Source organism: Cupriavidus sp. 2TAF22 (assembly GCF_052115045.1).
In the GTDB taxonomy this organism is placed as follows: Bacteria; Pseudomonadota; Gammaproteobacteria; order Burkholderiales; family Burkholderiaceae; genus Cupriavidus.
On record NZ_JBFRFX010000027.1, the window covers coordinates 88,414 to 106,765 of the forward strand.

At 66.2% G+C, this 18,352-nt stretch carries 5 protein-coding genes; 2 read left to right on the forward strand and 3 right to left on the reverse strand.

The window, feature by feature from the left end:
* Positions 1-149: 149 nt before the first annotated feature.
* Entirely contained in the window at positions 150-13,847 is a 13,698-nt protein-coding gene (locus AB4Z48_RS28010) for a filamentous haemagglutinin family protein (protein ID WP_441620008.1), read from the forward strand.
* Positions 13,848-14,032: 185 nt separating this feature from the next.
* A complete protein-coding gene (locus tag AB4Z48_RS28015) occupies positions 14,033-15,052 on the forward strand; it encodes an IS30 family transposase (protein WP_441620010.1) in 1,020 nt (339 codons plus the stop codon).
* Between the two features lie 576 nt (positions 15,053-15,628).
* Here the strand turns inward: AB4Z48_RS28015 and AB4Z48_RS28020 are convergent.
* From AB4Z48_RS28020 to AB4Z48_RS28030, 3 genes are all read right to left on the reverse strand, one after another.
* On the reverse strand, positions 15,629-16,294 hold the full coding sequence (locus AB4Z48_RS28020; RefSeq protein WP_441620012.1) for a hypothetical protein: 666 nt from the start codon (positions 16,292-16,294) through the stop codon (positions 15,629-15,631).
* 448 nt (positions 16,295-16,742) lie between these two features.
* Positions 16,743-17,183 (reverse strand): HU family DNA-binding protein, encoded by a 441-nt coding sequence (locus AB4Z48_RS28025; RefSeq protein ID WP_441620014.1) that lies wholly within the window; start codon positions 17,181-17,183, stop codon positions 16,743-16,745.
* A gap of 96 nt (positions 17,184-17,279) precedes the next feature.
* On the reverse strand, positions 17,280-18,197 hold the full coding sequence (locus AB4Z48_RS28030) for a tyrosine-type recombinase/integrase (protein ID WP_441620016.1): 918 nt from the start codon (positions 18,195-18,197) through the stop codon (positions 17,280-17,282).
* Positions 18,198-18,352: the final 155 nt, after the last annotated feature.

Below are 18,352 nucleotides of genomic sequence, written 5' to 3' on the forward strand. Positions count from 1 at the left end.
TCATTGCCGATCCGCACGGGCAAAAGGGTCTAGTTCCCAGGAGCATCGGCGGCATGGGCCGCCGATGGCAATGACGACAGGGCCGCGACGCGGCGCGTGAACGACGACGCGCACTGGCCCGCAAACTTGCTTGACGGGATCGGGGCACCATGCAGAAGCGCGTTTACCAGAAGACCTTGCTGGCGCAGGACAAAGGCAGGATCACGATGACGGTACCCCGGGTGCCGACGATAAGACCGCTGGCCCGCACCGTGGCCCTGCTGGTGGCGGCCGGCGGATTCTGGGGCCACGCGCATGCCAACCAGGCGTTCAGCCGCGCGTGGATGGCGCAGAAAAACATGATGCAGGACACGGCAACCGCCACGGGCCGGCTGCCGAACGGTACGCCCGCAGCGGCGCTGACCAGCCCGAATGCGCAGCAGCAGCGCGCCAGCGAGCAATTGCAGCGCTCGATCCAGAATCTCGGCCAGGCCGCGCAGGGCATCGCGGCCATGCAGGCGACGCAGGCGGCGGCACGGCAGGCCGCCGAGCAGCAATCGCCGGTGCCGGACGGTCTCGCCGAAGGCGGCCTCAAGGTGGACACCAACAGCCTGACCGCCGGCTGGCTCAACGCAAAGAACCCGACCCAGAAGACGGCGGATGGCCGCACGCAGGTCACCATCGAGCAGACCGCCGACAAAGCCATCCTGAACTGGGAAACGTTCAACGTCGGCCGCAACACCACGGTCGAATTCCAGCAGAAGCAGGACTGGGCGGTGCTGAACCGCGTCAATGATCCGCAGGCGCGCCCCAGCAAGATCCAGGGGCAGATCAAGGCCGACGGCACGGTCATGATCGTGAACCGCAACGGCATCGTCTTTACCGGCACGAGCCAGGTCGATACGCGCAACCTCGTGGCGGCCGCCGCCGGCATGACCAACGCCCAGTTCGGCCGCGGCCTGTTCAGCGAGTCGCGCGGCACTGGCTACGTGCCGACGTTCGCCAACGACCTGTCGGTCACGCCCACCGCCGTGACGAACGGCAAGGCCACCGGCGATGTGGTGGTGGAAGCCGGCGCACGCATTGCCACGCGCAAGCCGGAGTCCGTTACGCAAGGTGGCGGCTACGTGCTGCTTGTGGGGCGCGAGGCGCATAACCACGGCACGATCACGACGCCCGGCGGCCAGACCGCGCTGGCGGCAGGCGACAGCTTCGTCATCCGCCGCGGCTTCGGCACCGATACGAACCAGACGTCCACCACGCGCGGCAACGAGATCGATGTGCTGCGACTGGCGGGCAGCGAAGCGGGCCGTGTCAGCAACACCGGCCTGATCCAGGCGGCCACCGGCGATATCACGCTGAAGGGCCACACCGTCGAACAGACGGGCGTGCTGGTGAGTACGACGTCGGTCAATACGCGCGGCACCATTCACCTGCGCGCGGAAGGCGACGGCAAGAGCCGCGTGACGCTGGCGCCAGGCAGTGTCAGCGTCATCGCGCTCGATGAGAGCACGACCACGGCGCTCGACGTCCAGCGCGATGCGCTGCTGCGCGACTCCGCCACGGCCAGCGAGGGCGGCTACAACCGCCGTGACCAGTCGCTGGTGCAGATCGCCTCGGCGGGCGACGTGCTGTTCGATGGCGATTCGCTGACGCTGGCCACGGGCGGGCAGATCAGCGTCAACGCCGTGGGCCGTACGCAGCTGGCCAATCGCGCCATCCTCGACGTGGCCGGCGCGGTTGGCGTCAACGTGGCCATGGCCGCCAACAACGTCGAGATCAACGTCCAGGGCAACGAGCAGCGCGACGCGCCCGGCAATCGCGACTCGAAGACCCTGAACAACACCACGATGTGGGTGGACCGCCGCTACCTGGTGCGCGTGGCGGCCGGCACCAATGGCTACACCACCGATCGCTGGTACACGGGCGGGGGGCTGCTCGAAGTGGGCGGCTACCTGAGCACCAGCGGCCATGGCATCGGCGAATGGGCCGCGCTGGGCGGCACGGTGCTGTTCGATGGCGGCGCGCTGGTCTCGCAGGCCGGCTCGTCGGTCAATGTGTCGGGCGGTTCGCTGGACTTGCAGACCGGCACCATCCGGCAGAGCTGGCTGCGCGGCGAGGATGGCCGTCTCTACAACCTCGACAAGGCGCCCGCCGACGTGCTCTACAAGGGCCTGTACCGCGGTTACGAAAGCGAGCACCAGCGCTGGGGCAAGACGGCCGCCGAGCAGTTCAACAGCCCGCTGATCGCGCCGGATCGTCGCCTGGAGAATGGCTACACCGTGGGCCGCGATGCGGGCCGCGTGGTGGTCGGCACCGGCGCCGCCGTGATGGAAGGCGATATCCAGGCCACGGTGTACCAGGGCGCGCGCCAGAGCCAGGCGCGCGACGCCGGGCTCGATGGCTACCGGCAGTCGCAGTTCGCCGCGCCCATGGCCGGCGCACTGGTGATCGGCAAGGTGGTACCCGTGTACGACACCGCGTCGGGCACGCTGCGCGACTCGCCAGTGGCGGTGGCCAGGCGCGTCGAGATCGGCACGGTGGAACGCATTGCGCAAGGGCTGTCGCTCGACGATGCGCTGCCCGACACGCTGGCCGGCCGTATCCGGCTTGATGGCGAGTGGCTCAATACGCAGAAGCTTGGCGCGCTGAAGGTCTATGCCAAGGATGGCATTGCGGTGGATGCGCCGCTGACCGTGGCCCATGGCGGCACGCTGGCGCTGCACGCGGCGGACGTGGCGGCCAGCGCGGACCTGACCGCGCGCGGCGGCACGATCGCGCTGGGCAATATCGTCGACACCTACCAGCCGAACGCAGCGGCCTGGACTGCGCTGCCGATTTCGACAACGGCCCCGGCCAGGGTCGGCGTGGCCGACGGCGTCACGCTCGATGCAAGCGGCGTCTGGACCAACCTGCGTACCAACGCCGACGACATCAGTGGCCTGCCATACGTGAATGGCGGCAGCATCCTCATCAGCACGCGTGGCGATATCGACCTCGGCAAAGGCAGTGTGCTCGACGTCTCGTCCGGGGCGGCACTGCAGCCCAAGGGTTCGCTGACTGGTGGACGCGGCGGCAATATCTCGCTGCTGGCCAACCAGTATGACCTCGATGGCGTGGGGTCGGGCACGCTGCGCATGGACGGCGAACTGCGCGGCTACGGCGTGCGCGGCGGCGGCACGCTCAAGATCGATTCGGGCATCGGCGTGGCCATTGGTGGCGGGCTGCTGGCCGAGCAGGGTGTGCTCAAGGCCGGCGAGTCCGTGGCGATCCAGCTGACGCTGGCGCAGGACTTCACCATGCCGGCCGGCACGGTGCTGCCGGTGGACTACACGTTTACGTCGAGCCGCGTCATGCCGGGCGACGCGGCACCGGGCAAGATCGCGCTATCGCGCGACAACCCCGTGACGCTGCTCGGCAACTGGGTGGTGCCGCCGGGCATCGGCTTCCGGTCTTTCCTGGTCTACGACAATACGGGCAGGTTCTACGTATCGGGCCAGACCGTCCCGGCTGGCACGGTGCTGACAAGCACGCAGGAAGACATGGCTCCTGGCTATGTGGTGCCGGCTGGCGTATTCGCCAATGGCATGCCAGTGGCCCAGTTCAGCACCACGTTCAAGGCCGGCACGCCGTTCTCCAAGGGGGTCACGCTCGCCGCCGGCGACCGTTTGCCGGCGGGTGCCGTCTTCGTGACCGACGTTGCCGTCAAGCCATTGCTGGTCCTGGGCGACAAGCTGTTCCAGACCGGCTTCGGTCACTACGACATCATCGGACAGCAGGGCGCGCAGGTGGCCGAAGGCGCGCGGATCGACGTGAACATGCCGGTGCTGCGCCATGACATGGTGGCCGCGCATGCCGCCCCGACGGGGTCGCCGCCGGACAACGTGCTGCAGCGCTACCTGGCACCAGTCTGGGAGGAACACCCCGAGGATGGCGTACTGACGCAGCGCCGTGGCGCCGGCCTGGTGCTGACCGGCGGCAACGTCTATTCGCACGCGCCGGTGGTGATCGGCAAGGGCAGCGCCGTCACGGTCGATCCGGGCCAGGCCATTACCGTGCAGGGCAATGGCCAGATCACGGTCGATGGYACGCTGAACGCGTGGGGCGGCAGGATCGCCATCCTCGAAACCCCGCTGGGGCAGGGCGCTGCCGATACGCCGAGCGGCAAGGCCGATGCCAAGTCGATCTGGATCGGCAGCGATGCGGTACTCGATGCCGCGGGGCGCGCCGTGACGGCGTTTGACGGCCAGGGCCGGCGCCATGGCGTGGCGGCGAGTGGCGGCACAATCGAGATCGGCGCGCCCTATCAGGCGGGCGCGCGCGAGGTGGATGCGGCGGACGCGTTCGTGGTGGTGCGCCCCGGTGCGCGCATCGACGCCTCCGGTGCGTCGGCGGATATCGATGTGCCGGGTCAGGGGCGCGTCACGCTGCCGGGCCATGGCGGCGTTATCGCGCTCAGTTCGATGCGCGGCGTGTTTATCGATGGCGACCTGCGCGCGATGGGCGCCGGGGCCGGTGCGGCGGGCGGTACGCTGGCCGTTGCGCTGGAGACGCCGGTGTACCTGGGCGTGGACCGCAATACGTACAAGGGTGCGAACATCGAGGATGCCGTGCGCGTGCCGCGCGAGCTGATCCTGGCACGGTTGCAGGGCGACAGCCTGCTGCCCGGCGACCTGGTGGCCGGCGCGCGTGCCGATGCGCTGGCCTATGGCCGGGGCCGCATCGGCGTGGATCGCATCCACGCCGGCGGTTTCGGCAATGTGGCATTGCTGGCCAACGGCATGATCAGCTTCGAAGGCCCGGTCGACCTGAGCGTGGAGCAGAGCCTGCGCCTGGTGGCCAGCTCGATCGGCCTGGCGGCCAATGCCGATCCGGCCACGCGCGTGACGCTGGCGGCGCCCTACGTGCAGCTTGCCGGCACCACGCGCCGGCAGGTCGACAACACCATCATGCCCAATGCCGTGGTTGGCTCGCGCAACGCCAGCGGCGTGGGTGGCACGCTGGGCGTGCCGCTGGTGGCCGACGGCACGAGCCTTGTCGTGGACGCGGGCTTCCTCGACCTGAYGGGCGCGATGCTGGTCGGCACACGCGGCGAGATCGTCGTCAACAACGGCGATCCGCTCAAGGTCGAGCGCAATGCGTTCGACAACATCACGCTGCGCAGCCGCGCCGACCTGCGGATGTCCGGCGCCGCGGAGCTGTATGTGCCGGGCAACCTGACGCTCGCCGCTTCGCAGATCTATCCCGCGTCGAACGACAGCGGCAAGGTCGTGGTCGGGGTGACGAGTTATATCGACGAGTGGGGCAACCTGTCGCGCCGTACGGACCTCACCCGCAGCCTGAATATCGAGCGTACGACCGACGCGGAACCTGCCCAACCGTATTCGGTCTTCGGCACGATCAGCCTGGCGGGCCCCACCGTCAATCAGAGCGGCGTGGTGCGTGCGCCGCTGGGCCGGGTCAGCTTCGGTTCCAGCGAATACGGCGGGGAGACCGGCACCATCAACCTGCTGCCCGGCAGCGTGACGTCGGTCAGTGCGAAGGGCCTGGCCATGCCGTATGGCGGCACGCTCGACGGGCTGAGCTATCTGTACAACGGCAAGGACGTGGCCTATGACCTCGTGGGCACGGGTCCGACCATCACGCTGACTGGCCATGCGGTGGACGTGCGCGACGGCGCGGTGCTGGACATGAGCGGTGGCGGCAGCCTCACGGGCGCGGCCTTCCTGGGCGGGCGCGGCGGTTCCACCGACGCCCGCATGTATCCGCTGATCCAGGTGGGCTCCAACGGCGGCTTCAAGCTGCCGGGGCTGTCCACCAATCCCGTCTATGCCATCGTCCCCGGCGCGCAGGCCGGCTATGCGCCGATCATCGCGGAGAAGGGTGCCGGCGATCCGGCCATCGGCCGCCAGATCACCATCGGCGCGGGCGTGCCGGGCCTGCCGCCGGGCACCTACACGCTGCTGCCGTCCACGTACGCGTTGCTGCCGGGCGCGTTTCGCGTCGAGCTCAACGGTGCGGCCAGTCCGGCGCTGGCGTCGCTGGCGTCGCCGTCGGCGCAAGGCGCGCTGGCTATGCGCAATGGTTCGCATGCCGCCAGCGTGCGTCTGAGCACGATCGATACCGGCATCCGCGATGCCCTGCCGACGCAGGCCATCATCACCTCGGCCGACACGCTGCGCCGCTATTCGCAGTACAACGAAACCAGCTATGCGGACTTCGCCGTGGCGGCAGCGGAACGCGGCGGCGTGCCGCGTTCGCTGATCGAGCGCGATGCCAAGACGCTGGCGCTGTACTTTATCGGCGCGAACGCCAAGGGTGCGATCGGCGACCTGCCGGCGCTGAAGTTCGACGGCACCACGCGGTACGACACGCCGGCAGGCGGGCTGGGCGGCAGTGCGCTGGTGCTGGCCGGCGGCGGCTCTTATGAAATCATGGGGCCGGGCGCCGAACCCACGCCGTGGGGCGCCTCGAGCCGCATCCCGGTGTCGCTGTATGCGGACGACCTGAACGCCATCGGCGCTGCGCGCCTTGGCATCGGGGCCTTGCCGCAGGTCATCGGCAACAACAGCGGCAGCCAGCGCAACAATGTGCTGGGTTTCCTCGCCAACAACGCCTACGACATCGTGCTGCGCAGCGGCGCTGTACTCAAGGCGCCCGAGGTGTTCCTGGTCACCAACGACAGGAACGGCGGAATCGTTGTCGAACAGGGCGCCGGCATCAATACGCTGGGCCGGGGCAAGGTGGCGTGGGACTCGACCCACGGCTACGTCTACGATCCGGGCGAACGTTCGGTACTGGCGGTGTCCAACGGCTGGATCGACATGCTGGCGCCGTCGGCCAGCGGCAGCTTCGCGCCGGGCAAGATCGACATCGGCGCATGCCCGGCCGGCGTGGTCTGCAAAGGCGCGGCGCAGCTCTATTCCGAAGGCACCATCGCCGCGGTCACGGACCAGGCGTTCGAGCTGCGCGATACGGCGCGCTACGGTACGCGCAACCTGTCGCTGTCCGTGGGTGCCATCAACGTGGGCAGCGACGCCGCGCTGGCGGCGGCCGCCACGCGTGGCGCGCTGCCGCCGGGCTTGCGGCTGTCGCAGGATGTGCTGAACCGCCTGCTGCAAGGCGATACCAGCACCGGCGCCCCGGCGCTGAAAAACCTGATCCTGACTGCGCGCGACGCGGTGAACTTCCACGACTCGATCACGCTGTCGACACTCGACCCGGTGACCCGCAAGTCTGCACTGGAGCGCCTGGTGCTGACCACGCCGGCCATCTATGGCGCCGGCGACGCCAATGCCGAAGCGCGCATCGAGACCGATGTGCTGGTGTGGAACGGCGCCCGCAACGCGCCGGGCCAGGTGGCCACCGGCGGCGCTGGCACCGGCTCGGGCAAGCTGACCATCGATGCCCGCGAGATCGAGTTTGGCTTTGCCCCGTCGGTGCGCGTGGACAGCGTGCACGACTTCGAGCGGCTGGCGCTCGGCTTCAGCGAAGTGAACCTGAAGGCCAACGACCGCATCACCGCCAACAACAGCGGGACGCTCGCGGTCTATCAGTCGCGTGGCGCGTGGGACGACGCGACCAACGGCTACGCGTACACGGGCGGCAACCTGCGCATCGACACGCCGCTGCTGACCGGCCACGCCGGTTCGGTGAACCGGCTGCGCGCGGGTGGCGACATCGTCGTCAGCGCGCCACAGGGTGCTGCGGCGCCGGCGCTGTCCAATGAGGCGCTGGTGGCGGCGCTCGGCGCGGAACTGAAGCTGGAAGGCCGCAGCGTCACGCTGGATAGCGCCGTGGCGCTGCCGAGCGGCAAGCTGTCGGTGACCGCGCAGGGCGACCTCGTGCTCGGTGACCGTGCACAACTGGATCTGGCCGGACGCAAGCTCGACTTCTACGACGTCAGCAAATACAGTTGGGGCGGCGATGTGATGCTGGAGAGCCAGCGCGGCAATATCAGCCAGGCGGCCGGCTCGCGCATCGACGTCTCCGCGCTGGAAAACCGCGCGGGCAGGTTCACGGCCATCGCGCTGGGCGAAGGTGCGGGCACGATCGACCTGCAGGGCAAATTCGTCGGCGGCAGCACGGGCAGTTACGATGCAGGTGGCACATGGGTGCCGTTCGCGGCAGGTGGCGCCGATATTCGCGGCCAGCGTATTGCCGGTTTCACGGGCCTGAACCAGCGCCTGAACGACGGCAACATGACCGGCAGCCGCAGCTTCCAGGTCAAGCAGGGCGACCTGACCGTGGGCGACGAACTGAAGGCGCGCGAGATCAACGTCTCGGTCGATGGTGGTCGCCTCTTGGTCAACGGCACGGTCGATGCCAGCGGCGAACAGGTGGGCAGCATTCGTCTGGCCGCGCGCGATGGCGTGACCATCGGCAGCAGTGCCGTGCTCGATGCGCATGGCCGCATGCTGCGCAAGGACAGCTACGGCCAGGTCATCGAGGCGCCGAACCGCGCCATCATCGAGATCGACAGCCGCAACGGCACGCTGTTGCTGGCCGATGGCGCGCGCATGGACGTACGGGCCGGCACCGATGGCACGCCGCTGGCGCTGGGCACGGTGGAACTGAGCGCCCGCCGTATTGGCGGCGCGCGCGGCAGCGATGTCGATATCGACGCCTCGGGCAATGTGCGGATCGATGGCGCGCGCAGCGTCACGGTCAACGCCTTCCAGCGCTACGACAACGCGCCGCTGGTGAAGGATGGCACCCCCGATGGCCGCGACTACCAGTCGATCACGCAGGGCTACCTGAACGACCTGCACGACGACAGCGTGGCGTTCATGGGCCACGCGCTGGCCAATGGCGACCTGATGACGCGCAAGCTGGCTGGCCTGCGCCAGTACGCCGACGCGTTCCATCTGCGCCCCGGCGTGGAAATCGCCAGCGCCACCCCGGGCGGCGATCTCCATATCGATGGCGATATCGACCTGTCCGGCTATCGCTACACGAGCGTCAACCCGCATTCGCGGATGACGGGCGTGTACGGCTCGGGCGAGGCGGGCGCGCTGGTGCTGCGCGCGGGCGGCAACCTCAAGATCTTCGGCAGCCTGACCGACGGCTTCGACGGCTCGGTGCTGAAGGCCACGCCGGACGACCAGGGCTGGATCCTGGTCAAGGGCCGCATTCCATGGGGCGGCGACATCATCGTGCCGACCGACGGCACCGTGACGCTGGCCGACGGCACGTTCTTCCAGTCCGGCCACACGCTGAACTATGCGCTGCCGATGCAGGCCATGACGCTGCGCGCCGGCACCCAGCTGGCCACGCGGGCCACGCTGACCGCCGATCTGGTGCTGCCGGCCGGCACGGTGCTCGGTGGCGCTGTACGCGACAGCAACGGCAACGTGATCCACGCCGCCGGCACGGTACTGTCGCAGGCGCTGACGCTGGCCAGCGGCATGCAGCTCGATGCCGGCAACCGGGTGCCCACCGCCGCCCGCGTGGCGGCCATGCTGTGGCCGGCCAATGTGCCGCTGCCGTTCCCCGATGGCGCGATCAAGGATATCGGCGACACCTTCGCCGCGGTCAACGGCGTGCAGCTTGCCGGCGCGCTGACGCTGCGCAAGGGCGCCATGATCCCGAGCGAAACCGTGGTGAAGCTGCCCGGCGACGTGGAGAGCGTGCAGATGCGTGCAGCCGATGCCGATGGCAACCAGGGCCGCAACTGGGCGCTGGCGCCAATGCTGGCACCGGGATCGCAATCTTGGTCGATCCGGCTGGTGGCGGGTGCGGACCTGGAAGCCGCCGATACGCGTGCGCTGCTGCCGCGCAGTGCCAACGGCCACGTGCTGCTGGCCGACACGCACTATGGCCTGGCCCCGGATACCGTGCTGAAGCCGGGTACCGGCCTGCCAGCCCAGCTCGTCTGGACGGAGGCGGGCGCCGCGATGCTCGGTTACGAGCCCGGCACGCTGCTCGATCTGAGTGTCTGGGGCGGGGAAGCCGCTGCGCTGGACATGAACAACTGGGGCCTGGGCGAACTGGTAAAGAAGATCGCCGACGGCACGCCACCCGAATACGAGGACAGGAATACCCCGGCACGCCAGCAATTGTTCAGCGTGCTGCGTACCGGCACGGGCGACCTCGACGTGCTGTCGGCCGGCAATTTCACGATGTCGTCGCCGTTTGGCGTCTATACGGCGGGCACGCAGTCGATCGGTGTCGATGCCGCGTACAACCAGGCCCGCTCGGTCGGGACCAACGGCATCGGCACCACGGTGCTGGGTGCGAAGGGCGCCTTCCTCGAACCCTTTGTGAACGGCGGCACGCAAAGCCTTTACCGGGCCTGGTATCCGGAGCATGGTGGCAACGTGCTGGTGCGCGCGGGCGGCGACGTTCGGGGCGACACCATCGGCGGCGGTGGCGACTCGATCCGCAACGACGACGTACTGGGCGTGATGCGCGCCCACAACGACACGTCCGCCGTCGGCAACTGGATGTGGCGGCAGGGCACGGGCAGCGTCGCGCAGCCGGGCCAAGGCTTGCCGACCGCGTGGTGGGTCAACTTCGGCACCTATGTCCCCGTGGCTGCAGGGGGGAGTGCCAAGCACAGCGACACGCCGTTCCTGGTGGGCTTCACCGGCATCGGCACGCTCGGTGGCGGCAACCTGGTGTTCGAAGCCGGTGGCGACGTGGGCATGCTGGAGTCCCGCATGGGGAATGCGTCCGGCATCCTGTCGCGCAGCCAGGGCCTGAACCTGGCGGTGGCCAGCACGGGCCGTGTATCGGCCGATGGCAGCCAGCTCACCCTGACCGGCGGCGGCGACCTCGACATCCGCATTGGCGGGGGGCTGAACCCCGTGGCGGAAGTGCGTTCGCCGAGGGACACGCCGGACGGGGAGACGCCACAGACCCGCTACGACAATGCGCGGCTGAACCTGACCGGCGTCATGACGAACCTGCGCGGTGCCATGCGTGTGGCCACCGGCTCGCTGGGCGGCATCGAACTGCGCTATGACGTATCGGACGGCAAGGAATCGCGCGCGTACCAGCCGTATGTGTCGACCTCGGCCATCGCCGGCGGCGGGCCGGTGCTGGTGCCGGGCGACGCGGGCGTGCGCATCGATGCGCGCGGTGATGTGGCCGTGGGCGGCGTTGCCGACCCGGGCCGCGTGACGCAGGTGCATAACGGCACGCCATTCACGCTCGATGGCGCGTCCTATGCCGGTGAAGGCTGGAGCTGGTTCTCGCTGTGGACGCCGTCCACAGCCATCGACCTGCTCAGCGCCGGCGGCAACCTGACGCCGTCGATGGCGTGGATGGATTTCCGCGGCGGCAACCACAGCGCCACCGATGGCCGCTTCGTGATGCCATCGATCCTGCGCGCCGCCGCACCGAACGGCAGTCTCTACTACGGCGGATCAAGTTCCGGCACGAGGGATTCGACAACCCAGAAGCCGGTGCAATCGCCGGTGGGGCTGGTGATGGCGCCTTCCCCGGTCAGCCCGCACTTCGCGGTGACGGGCACCGGCGCGCTGGAGTTGCTGGCCGGCGACTCGATCTATGCCGGCGGCTATTCGGTCACGCAATCGGGTGCCGATCCGACGGCGCTGCCGAGTCCGTTCAACCCCGGCTTTGCCGGCGTGGTGGGCCAGGCATGGTTTGGCGGCTACACGGCCAACAATGTCAGCGTGAATGGGCTGGCGCCCAGCGTGCTGTTCGGGGCAGGCCTTGGCCCCAGCCAGGTCTTCCCGATGTTCAGCCTGACCGCGCCCACGGTTTCGGGCTATGCGAGGACCGGACAACCGCCCGCGCGCTTCTACGCCAACGAAGGCGATATCGTGGGCCTGCGTACCGGTGCGATCTTGAGTCGCGGCACAATCACCTCTGCGGGCGGCATCCTGCCGACGTGGTACGAAGGTGGCGGCCCCGTGGCCATCCGGGCAGGACGCGACATCGTCAACGCAGGCACGGAACTCGGCTCAACCGAGCTGGTTCCCGAGCAGGCACTCGGCTGGTTCGGTCAGTTCTACAGCAGCCAGCCCAATTCGCCGCTGCGCCCCATGCGGTACAGCGCCGGCACCGTGCGCGGCAACCTGATCGTGCACAACAACGCCGACGACGTCTCCGTGATCTCGGCAGGCCGCGACATCCTGGGCAGCACGTTCTACGTGGCAGGCCCGGGCCTGCTGGAAATCACGGCAGGACGCGACCTCTACCTGGCCGACAAGGGCGAACTCAAGAGCCTCGGCCCGGTGGTCAATGTGCAGGCGGGCGACCGCTCCAGCGGCGCCAGCATCGCGGTGGCCGCAGGCGTGGGGGCGCGCGGGCTCGACGGGCTGGGCTTCCAGGCGTTTGCCGCGCGCTACCTCGATCCGGCCAACCAGGCAGATCCGGGCCGCGCGCTGGCCAGCCAGCCAGGCAAGGCCGTGACGATCTATGGCGGCAGCCTGACCTTGAGCGACTGGCTGCGCATGGAATTCGGCTACCACGGCGACGAGGCCGGCGCACCGGCATTCCTGGCCGCGCGCCAGGCCGATATCGATCGCGCACGGCAGCAGACGCAGGCCACGGGTACCAACATGGCCAACCGCGACCTGCAACGCGAGTACGGGCTGGCCAGCCAGCTTTATCTGGTGAACTGGCTGACCGACCGATTCGGCGGCCGCAACGGGCTGGGCCTGCATTTCGATGCCGCCACGACCGATGCGCGTGCGTTCTTTGCCGCCTTGCCGCCCGAGCAGCAGCGGGCGTATCTGCGCAACGTCTACTACGCCGAACTCAAGGCGTCGGGGCGCGAGTACAACGACACCAATGGCCCGCGCGCCGGCAGCTACCTGCGCGGCCGCGAGGCGATTGCCACGCTGTTGCCGGCGCGGGATGGCCAAGGTGGGCAGGGCGGCCAGCCGGACTACGACGGCGACCTGACCATGTTCAGCAGCGCGAAGTACTATCGCTACCTGCCCGGCAGCTCCGAGCCGGCGGTCACCACCAGGCCCGCGGCCGGCGTGACCTATGTGAGCCGGCCCCAGTGGGTGGCGCTCGGCAATCCTGCGGGCGTGCACTACTACGACGTGCTCGACTCGGGCATCCACACCGACTTCGGCGGCGACATCAGCATCCTCACGCCGGGAGGCCGCACGCTGGTGGGGGTGGATGGCGGGTTTGTGCCGGGCGATGGCTCGGGCGTGCTCACGCAGGGTTCGGGCGAGATCCAGATGTATGCGCGGGACAGCATCCTGCTGGGCCAGAGTCGTATCTTCACCACGTTCGGGGGCAATATCCTGGGCTGGTCGGCGCAGGGCGACATCAACGCGGGCCGCGGTTCGAAGTCCACCGTGGTCTACACGTCGCAGCGTCGCATCTACGACGACTATGGCCGCGTGACGCTGTCTCCGACCACGCCGAACACCGGCGCCGGTATCGCTACGCTGAACCCGATCGCCGAGGTGCCGCCCGGCGACATCGACCTGATCGCGCCGCTGGGCACCATCGACGCGGGCGAAGCGGGCATCCGCGTCTCGGGCAACGTCAACCTGGCCGCCTTGCGCGTGGTGAACGCCGAGAACATCCAGGTGCAGGGCAAGGCCACCGGCATCCCCGTGGTGGCCGCTGTCAACGTGGGCGCGCTGACCAACGCCAGCGCCGCGGCTTCGCAGGCTGCGAGCGCGGCGCAGGAGGCGGTGCAGCGCGAGCGGTCGGCCGCGCGTCAGGCCATGCCATCGGTATTCACGGTGCGCGTGCTGTCCACCGGCAACGAGCCTGCGGAGGGGACTGCCCGGCCCAGGGAAGGCGCCAGCCTGCAGTCACCGGCCTACGACTACAAGGCTGCCGTGCAGGTACTTGGGCAGATGAATCTCGATGAGGCGGCGCTCAGCCAGCTGACACCGACGGAACGAAGGAGCCTGCGACAGCCCTGAGGGAAACGCTCCCACCTTTCCCACGGCGTGGAATTTTAGAGCGCTCGTGACCGGTGCTTCCGAGTTGGGCCCGTCCTGTCGGGCCCAACGGCTGATTGAACGATTAAAGCGCAGAGGCAGGCTGCAAGCTACAGAACGCTACACTAGCTTCAAGTGCAACACCTTGAATCAAGTAAGGTGTTGCGATGACGAAGTACAAGCATCTGAGCGCAGAGGAACGCGCGGTCATCATGATCGAGCATCGGAAAGGCAGCGGCACAAGAGTGATCGCACGACTGCTTGGGCGAAGTGCCTCGACTGTTTCGCGTGAACTGGCGCGCAACCGCGATACGGCTGTACCGCACTATGATGCGACGCGTGCGGCGTCGGCGTACCGTGTTCGTCGTCGAGGTTGCGGGCGTCGCCGCAAGCTGCTTGCCGGCAACGCGCTGTATCAGCATGTGCATGACCGGTTGGTCTACTGGCGCTGGTCGCCGCAGCAGATTGCTGCCAGACTTCGCTGTATGTATCCCGACGATCCCGACCAACGCGTCAGCCACGAAACGATTTACGCCGCGATATACGCCCATCCGCGAGGTGGACTCAAGCAGGCGATGATCGAAGCATTGCGCCAGGAAAAGCCCGTGCGTGGACGCCGACGCACCACGCTTGCTGGCGGCGGATTCGTGCCCGAGGCCCTGCGCATCGTTCACCGGCCCGAGGAGATTGAACTGCGGCAGTTGCCGGGGCATTGGGAAGGCGACCTCATCAAGGGCGCGTTCAATCGTTCCGCCGTGGGCACGCTGGTTGAGCGCAAGACGCGCTTCGTGGTGCTGTGCCGTATGGACGGCTGCACGGCCCAGGACGCCCTGGAGGGCTTCACGCGCCAAATGAAGAAGCTGCCGGCCTTTCTGCGCGAGAGCTTGACCTACGATCGCGGAACGGAAATGACCTGCCATGTCGAACTCTCCAGGCGGCTGAGTTTAGATATCTGGTTTGCTGATCCGCATGCGCCTTGGCAGCGCGGCAGCAACGAGAACACCAACGGTTTGCTGCGCCAGTTTCTGCCCAAAGGCATCGACCTATCGGCAGTCACACAGACCCAGCTCAACGACATTGCCAAATTGCTCAACGGCCGGCCTCGTCAGACGCTTGGCTGGGATACACCCGAGGAAGCGATGGCCAAGGAATTGGAAATCGCTGGATTTGCTAAACGTTGCACTTGACTCTTGAGACCGCCCCCCTTCGCATTTGACTGCCTCCTCGTACGAAGTACGCACAACATGTGGGAGCAGAAAGCCTATATGACGGTCATGTGACGGATATAGCCGATAGTAAAAGTCGTTCTCGAATCCATCGCCTACGTCTTCACGGAGAAATATCGCTGGCTTATTGCAAACATCACACTTTGCGAACGTATGTTATTCAGAAGGGCCTTCTTCGGGAAGAATATTCACTTGCAATGGATGGAAGTTGGTATGCTTTTCACAGTGGTCACAATAGTAGATCAAGGATCCTCCTGATTAATCCAACAATGAATATATGCCTTGGTCGTCCGAATTAATATTATTCACAAACTGATGCTGATGCCGCTAGGTCAGCGGACGACCGTTGTTTGGTCGGGCTCCGGCGCTGGCAAGCCAGCGGCGTGCCGCTGGCGCAAGGGATAGTTTCCGTTGGTCAGAAGGAAATGCGGATCTAAGCGCCCATAGCCGGCGCGGGAGCGAGAAGCGCAGAGAGCGCCAACGCTGGAGAGGAAAATGGCGAAGCCATCGCCAATGTTGCGTTGATTGAACCGAAACTTAGACCACTAGTCCACGATTCGCCAATCCCGCCGTAAGTTGCTCTTTGAATGGCTGCATGCGCATGTAGGCGCGCTTGGAAAGATCAAGCTGATAATCGAGAGACTTGCGAATTTCGGCGTGAATGTGAATCGCGTTGCGTGCCTCGTAGAATTCAATCAACTCATCTTTTAGCCATGGATCTATCAGGCCAAGTGTTTCCGCACACTCTGCCTTTTTATCGAAGCGGACTTTCGACTCGTCTGTTCGACCTATGGCGTCGTACGTCGGGATAATCTTCTTTCCGTCGTGCTCGAGATGCTTCTCAAGGATTGTCATACTTGCGGGAGGTATTGATATTCGCTTCTTCGTCGGGAACTCAGTAAGACCGATCACTGAAGGTTCTGTTGAAAGAACATCGAACAGGATGTGATGGATTACTGCTTCATAGATCGACGCGTAAGACAAAACTTGATTCCTGATTTGTGCTCGCAAAAGCCAATCATTTGCTTCCAAACCTTCTAAGAGCTTATAAATATATCTCGTTGAGATGAACTCTTCACCGAGCCGCTTGGCTAAGTTAGCTTCACCAATGAAGTCAAAGTAGGATATATGCCAAGCCTCATCGGCGATATGCGCGCCAATGTATTGGGAAATTTGGTCTTTTACGGTTTTTTCAAATGCCATGACATTTAAAATTGGTCTGACGTATTAAGTCAACTGACTTGCGTTGATTTATGCACAAGGCGCTACGAAAAGATTGGCCCGGCGTCATGCGTTTGCAGATAAACGAGTAAGATCGATGCAGAGTTTATTCAACTCTTGCGTGAGCAGCGTCAGGCTATATCACTGAAACCCGTACACAGCGTTAATCTGCCGGAGCCTGCGTCAGTATACCAAAGGCGGCGAACAATATTTCGCATGGGTATCTGTGCAGGGACAAATTGTTTCGGTCAGTGACCGCTTTCGAGTAACTGTTCGAAAGGCCGCTAATGGCCGGCCTCAGCCGTCTGCTGCGTTTGTCCACCCTGCGCCCACCCTTCGCCCCGCCACGTAAGGGCCTATTCTTTTCCCTGCCGGGCATCCATAAAAATGGAGCCTCGCGGGCTCCATTCGTTCAGCAGGCTGGTACGCCTTACAGGGCGGCGTCCTTCAGTTTCTTCAGTGGGCGGACCTTCACCTTGACGGTGGCGGGCTTTGCTGCGAACCACTGATCCTCGCCGGTGAACGGGTTCTTGCCAAAACGCTTCTTCGTGGCAGGCACCTGAGTGGCCACGACCTTGAGCAGGCCTGGGAGCGTGAATTCGCCCGCGCCCTTCTTGTGCACGGCGCTCAGGACCGTGTTTTCCAGGTGGGCCAGCACGGTCTTGACGGTCTTGGCGTCCAGCTCGGTCTGGGCGACCAGGTGGGCCAGCAAGCTCGCCTTGGTGAAGGTTTCCTTCAGCGGCTTTGCCACCGGTGCAGCCGCTGTGGTTTTCTTCGCCGGTGCGGCCGCCGCCTTCTTGGTGGGCGCTGCTGCCTTCGTGGCGGCAGGTTTGGCCGGGGTCTTTACGACAGCTTTTGCTTTGGTTGCCATGGATTCTTTCGTGGTTGCTCGTTGATATGTTGCCGTAGAGGCGTCCGCGAGAATAGCAAATTCCATGCGGTGTGTGCGAGTGCGTGAAACCAACGATTACAACTGCGCGCCGATGGTAGCCCTGATCCGGTCACAGGTTCGCGTGCTGGCCAGCCCAAGCAGCTTGCTGACTTCATTGCGGTCGCGCCCGGCAAGTAGCCGCCGGCGGCAGTAGGTGTTGCGCAGCACCCGCGGGCTCATGTCTTGCGCTTCGAAGTCGATCGCGACGAGCGCCGCTCGCACGATCTTGCCAAGACTCATATCCGTGATCGGCTCGCCGCTGGCCCGGAGTGAGAACACGAGGTCGCCAAGGACCGGAAGGGTCTGCCGGCGAATGCACCACTTGGTCAGGATCGGCACCGCGAATGCGGCGAGAGGGATCGTGCGGGTATCACGCGCGCCGTGGGCTGGCACGCGCAGGTAGGGCGGGGCAACATCGGGCTGCAGGTCCTCCCGGCGGGCCGTGCGGCCTTCCAATGCCGTGACGCCGGTGCCGAGGAAGAGTGCCACGATGGCGCGGTTGCGCAAGGCCGCCAGGTCATCCCCGGCGTGGGGCTGCACCCACGCCTGCAGGCGGGCGTCCGCCTCCTCTGGCAAGTAGATGGGGTCCGGCTCGGCCTTCGGCCAATGACCGTCGCGGACCAATTGGCGGGCTGGATTGCTCTTGCGCACACCGATGGCAACCAGGTGGCGACACAAGCGGTCCAGCAGTTTCAAGTAGCGCATGCGCGTGGCGGGACTGTAGCCGCGCGGGTCGGGCGCTTGCCAGAAGGTATCGATATGGTCTGGGCCGAACGTGGCCACGGTGGTGTCGACGTCGAGCAGATGGCGCCGAAAATGCTCGAACATGGCCTGATGCTGGATGATCGAGCGGGCCGCGAAAGGGCGCCGGTCCGCGCCCGACGCCTCGCGGCGCTGCCAATCGGCGTAGGCGAGGGTGGGATTGGTGAGCCAGAGGCTGTCGACGGGTGTCATGACCGCATTTATATACTGAGTGCGCCGGGAGACCGGCAAGGAGTTGGTGGTGCAAGTCCACTACGATGAAGGAATAGCGAGCCACATCGGCCCCGAGCCGTGCGCAGGCCACCGCGAGGTGGTAGGCGAAGCGTCGGTAGGGGAGCGTATGGGCC

Bases quoted from the DNA above. Each gene is read 5' to 3' on its own strand.
- AB4Z48_RS28025 (WP_441620014.1), bottom strand. From the start codon at position 17,183: ATGGCAACCAAAGCAAAAGCTGTCGTAAAGACCCCGGCCAAACCTGCC.
- AB4Z48_RS28015 (WP_441620010.1), top strand. From the start codon at position 14,033: ATGACGAAGTACAAGCATCTGAGCGCAGAGGAACGCGCGGTCATCATG.
- AB4Z48_RS28030 (WP_441620016.1), bottom strand. From the start codon at position 18,197: ATGACACCCGTCGACAGCCTCTGGCTCACCAATCCCACCCTCGCCTAC.
- AB4Z48_RS28020 (WP_441620012.1), bottom strand. From the start codon at position 16,294: ATGGCATTTGAAAAAACCGTAAAAGACCAAATTTCCCAATACATTGGC.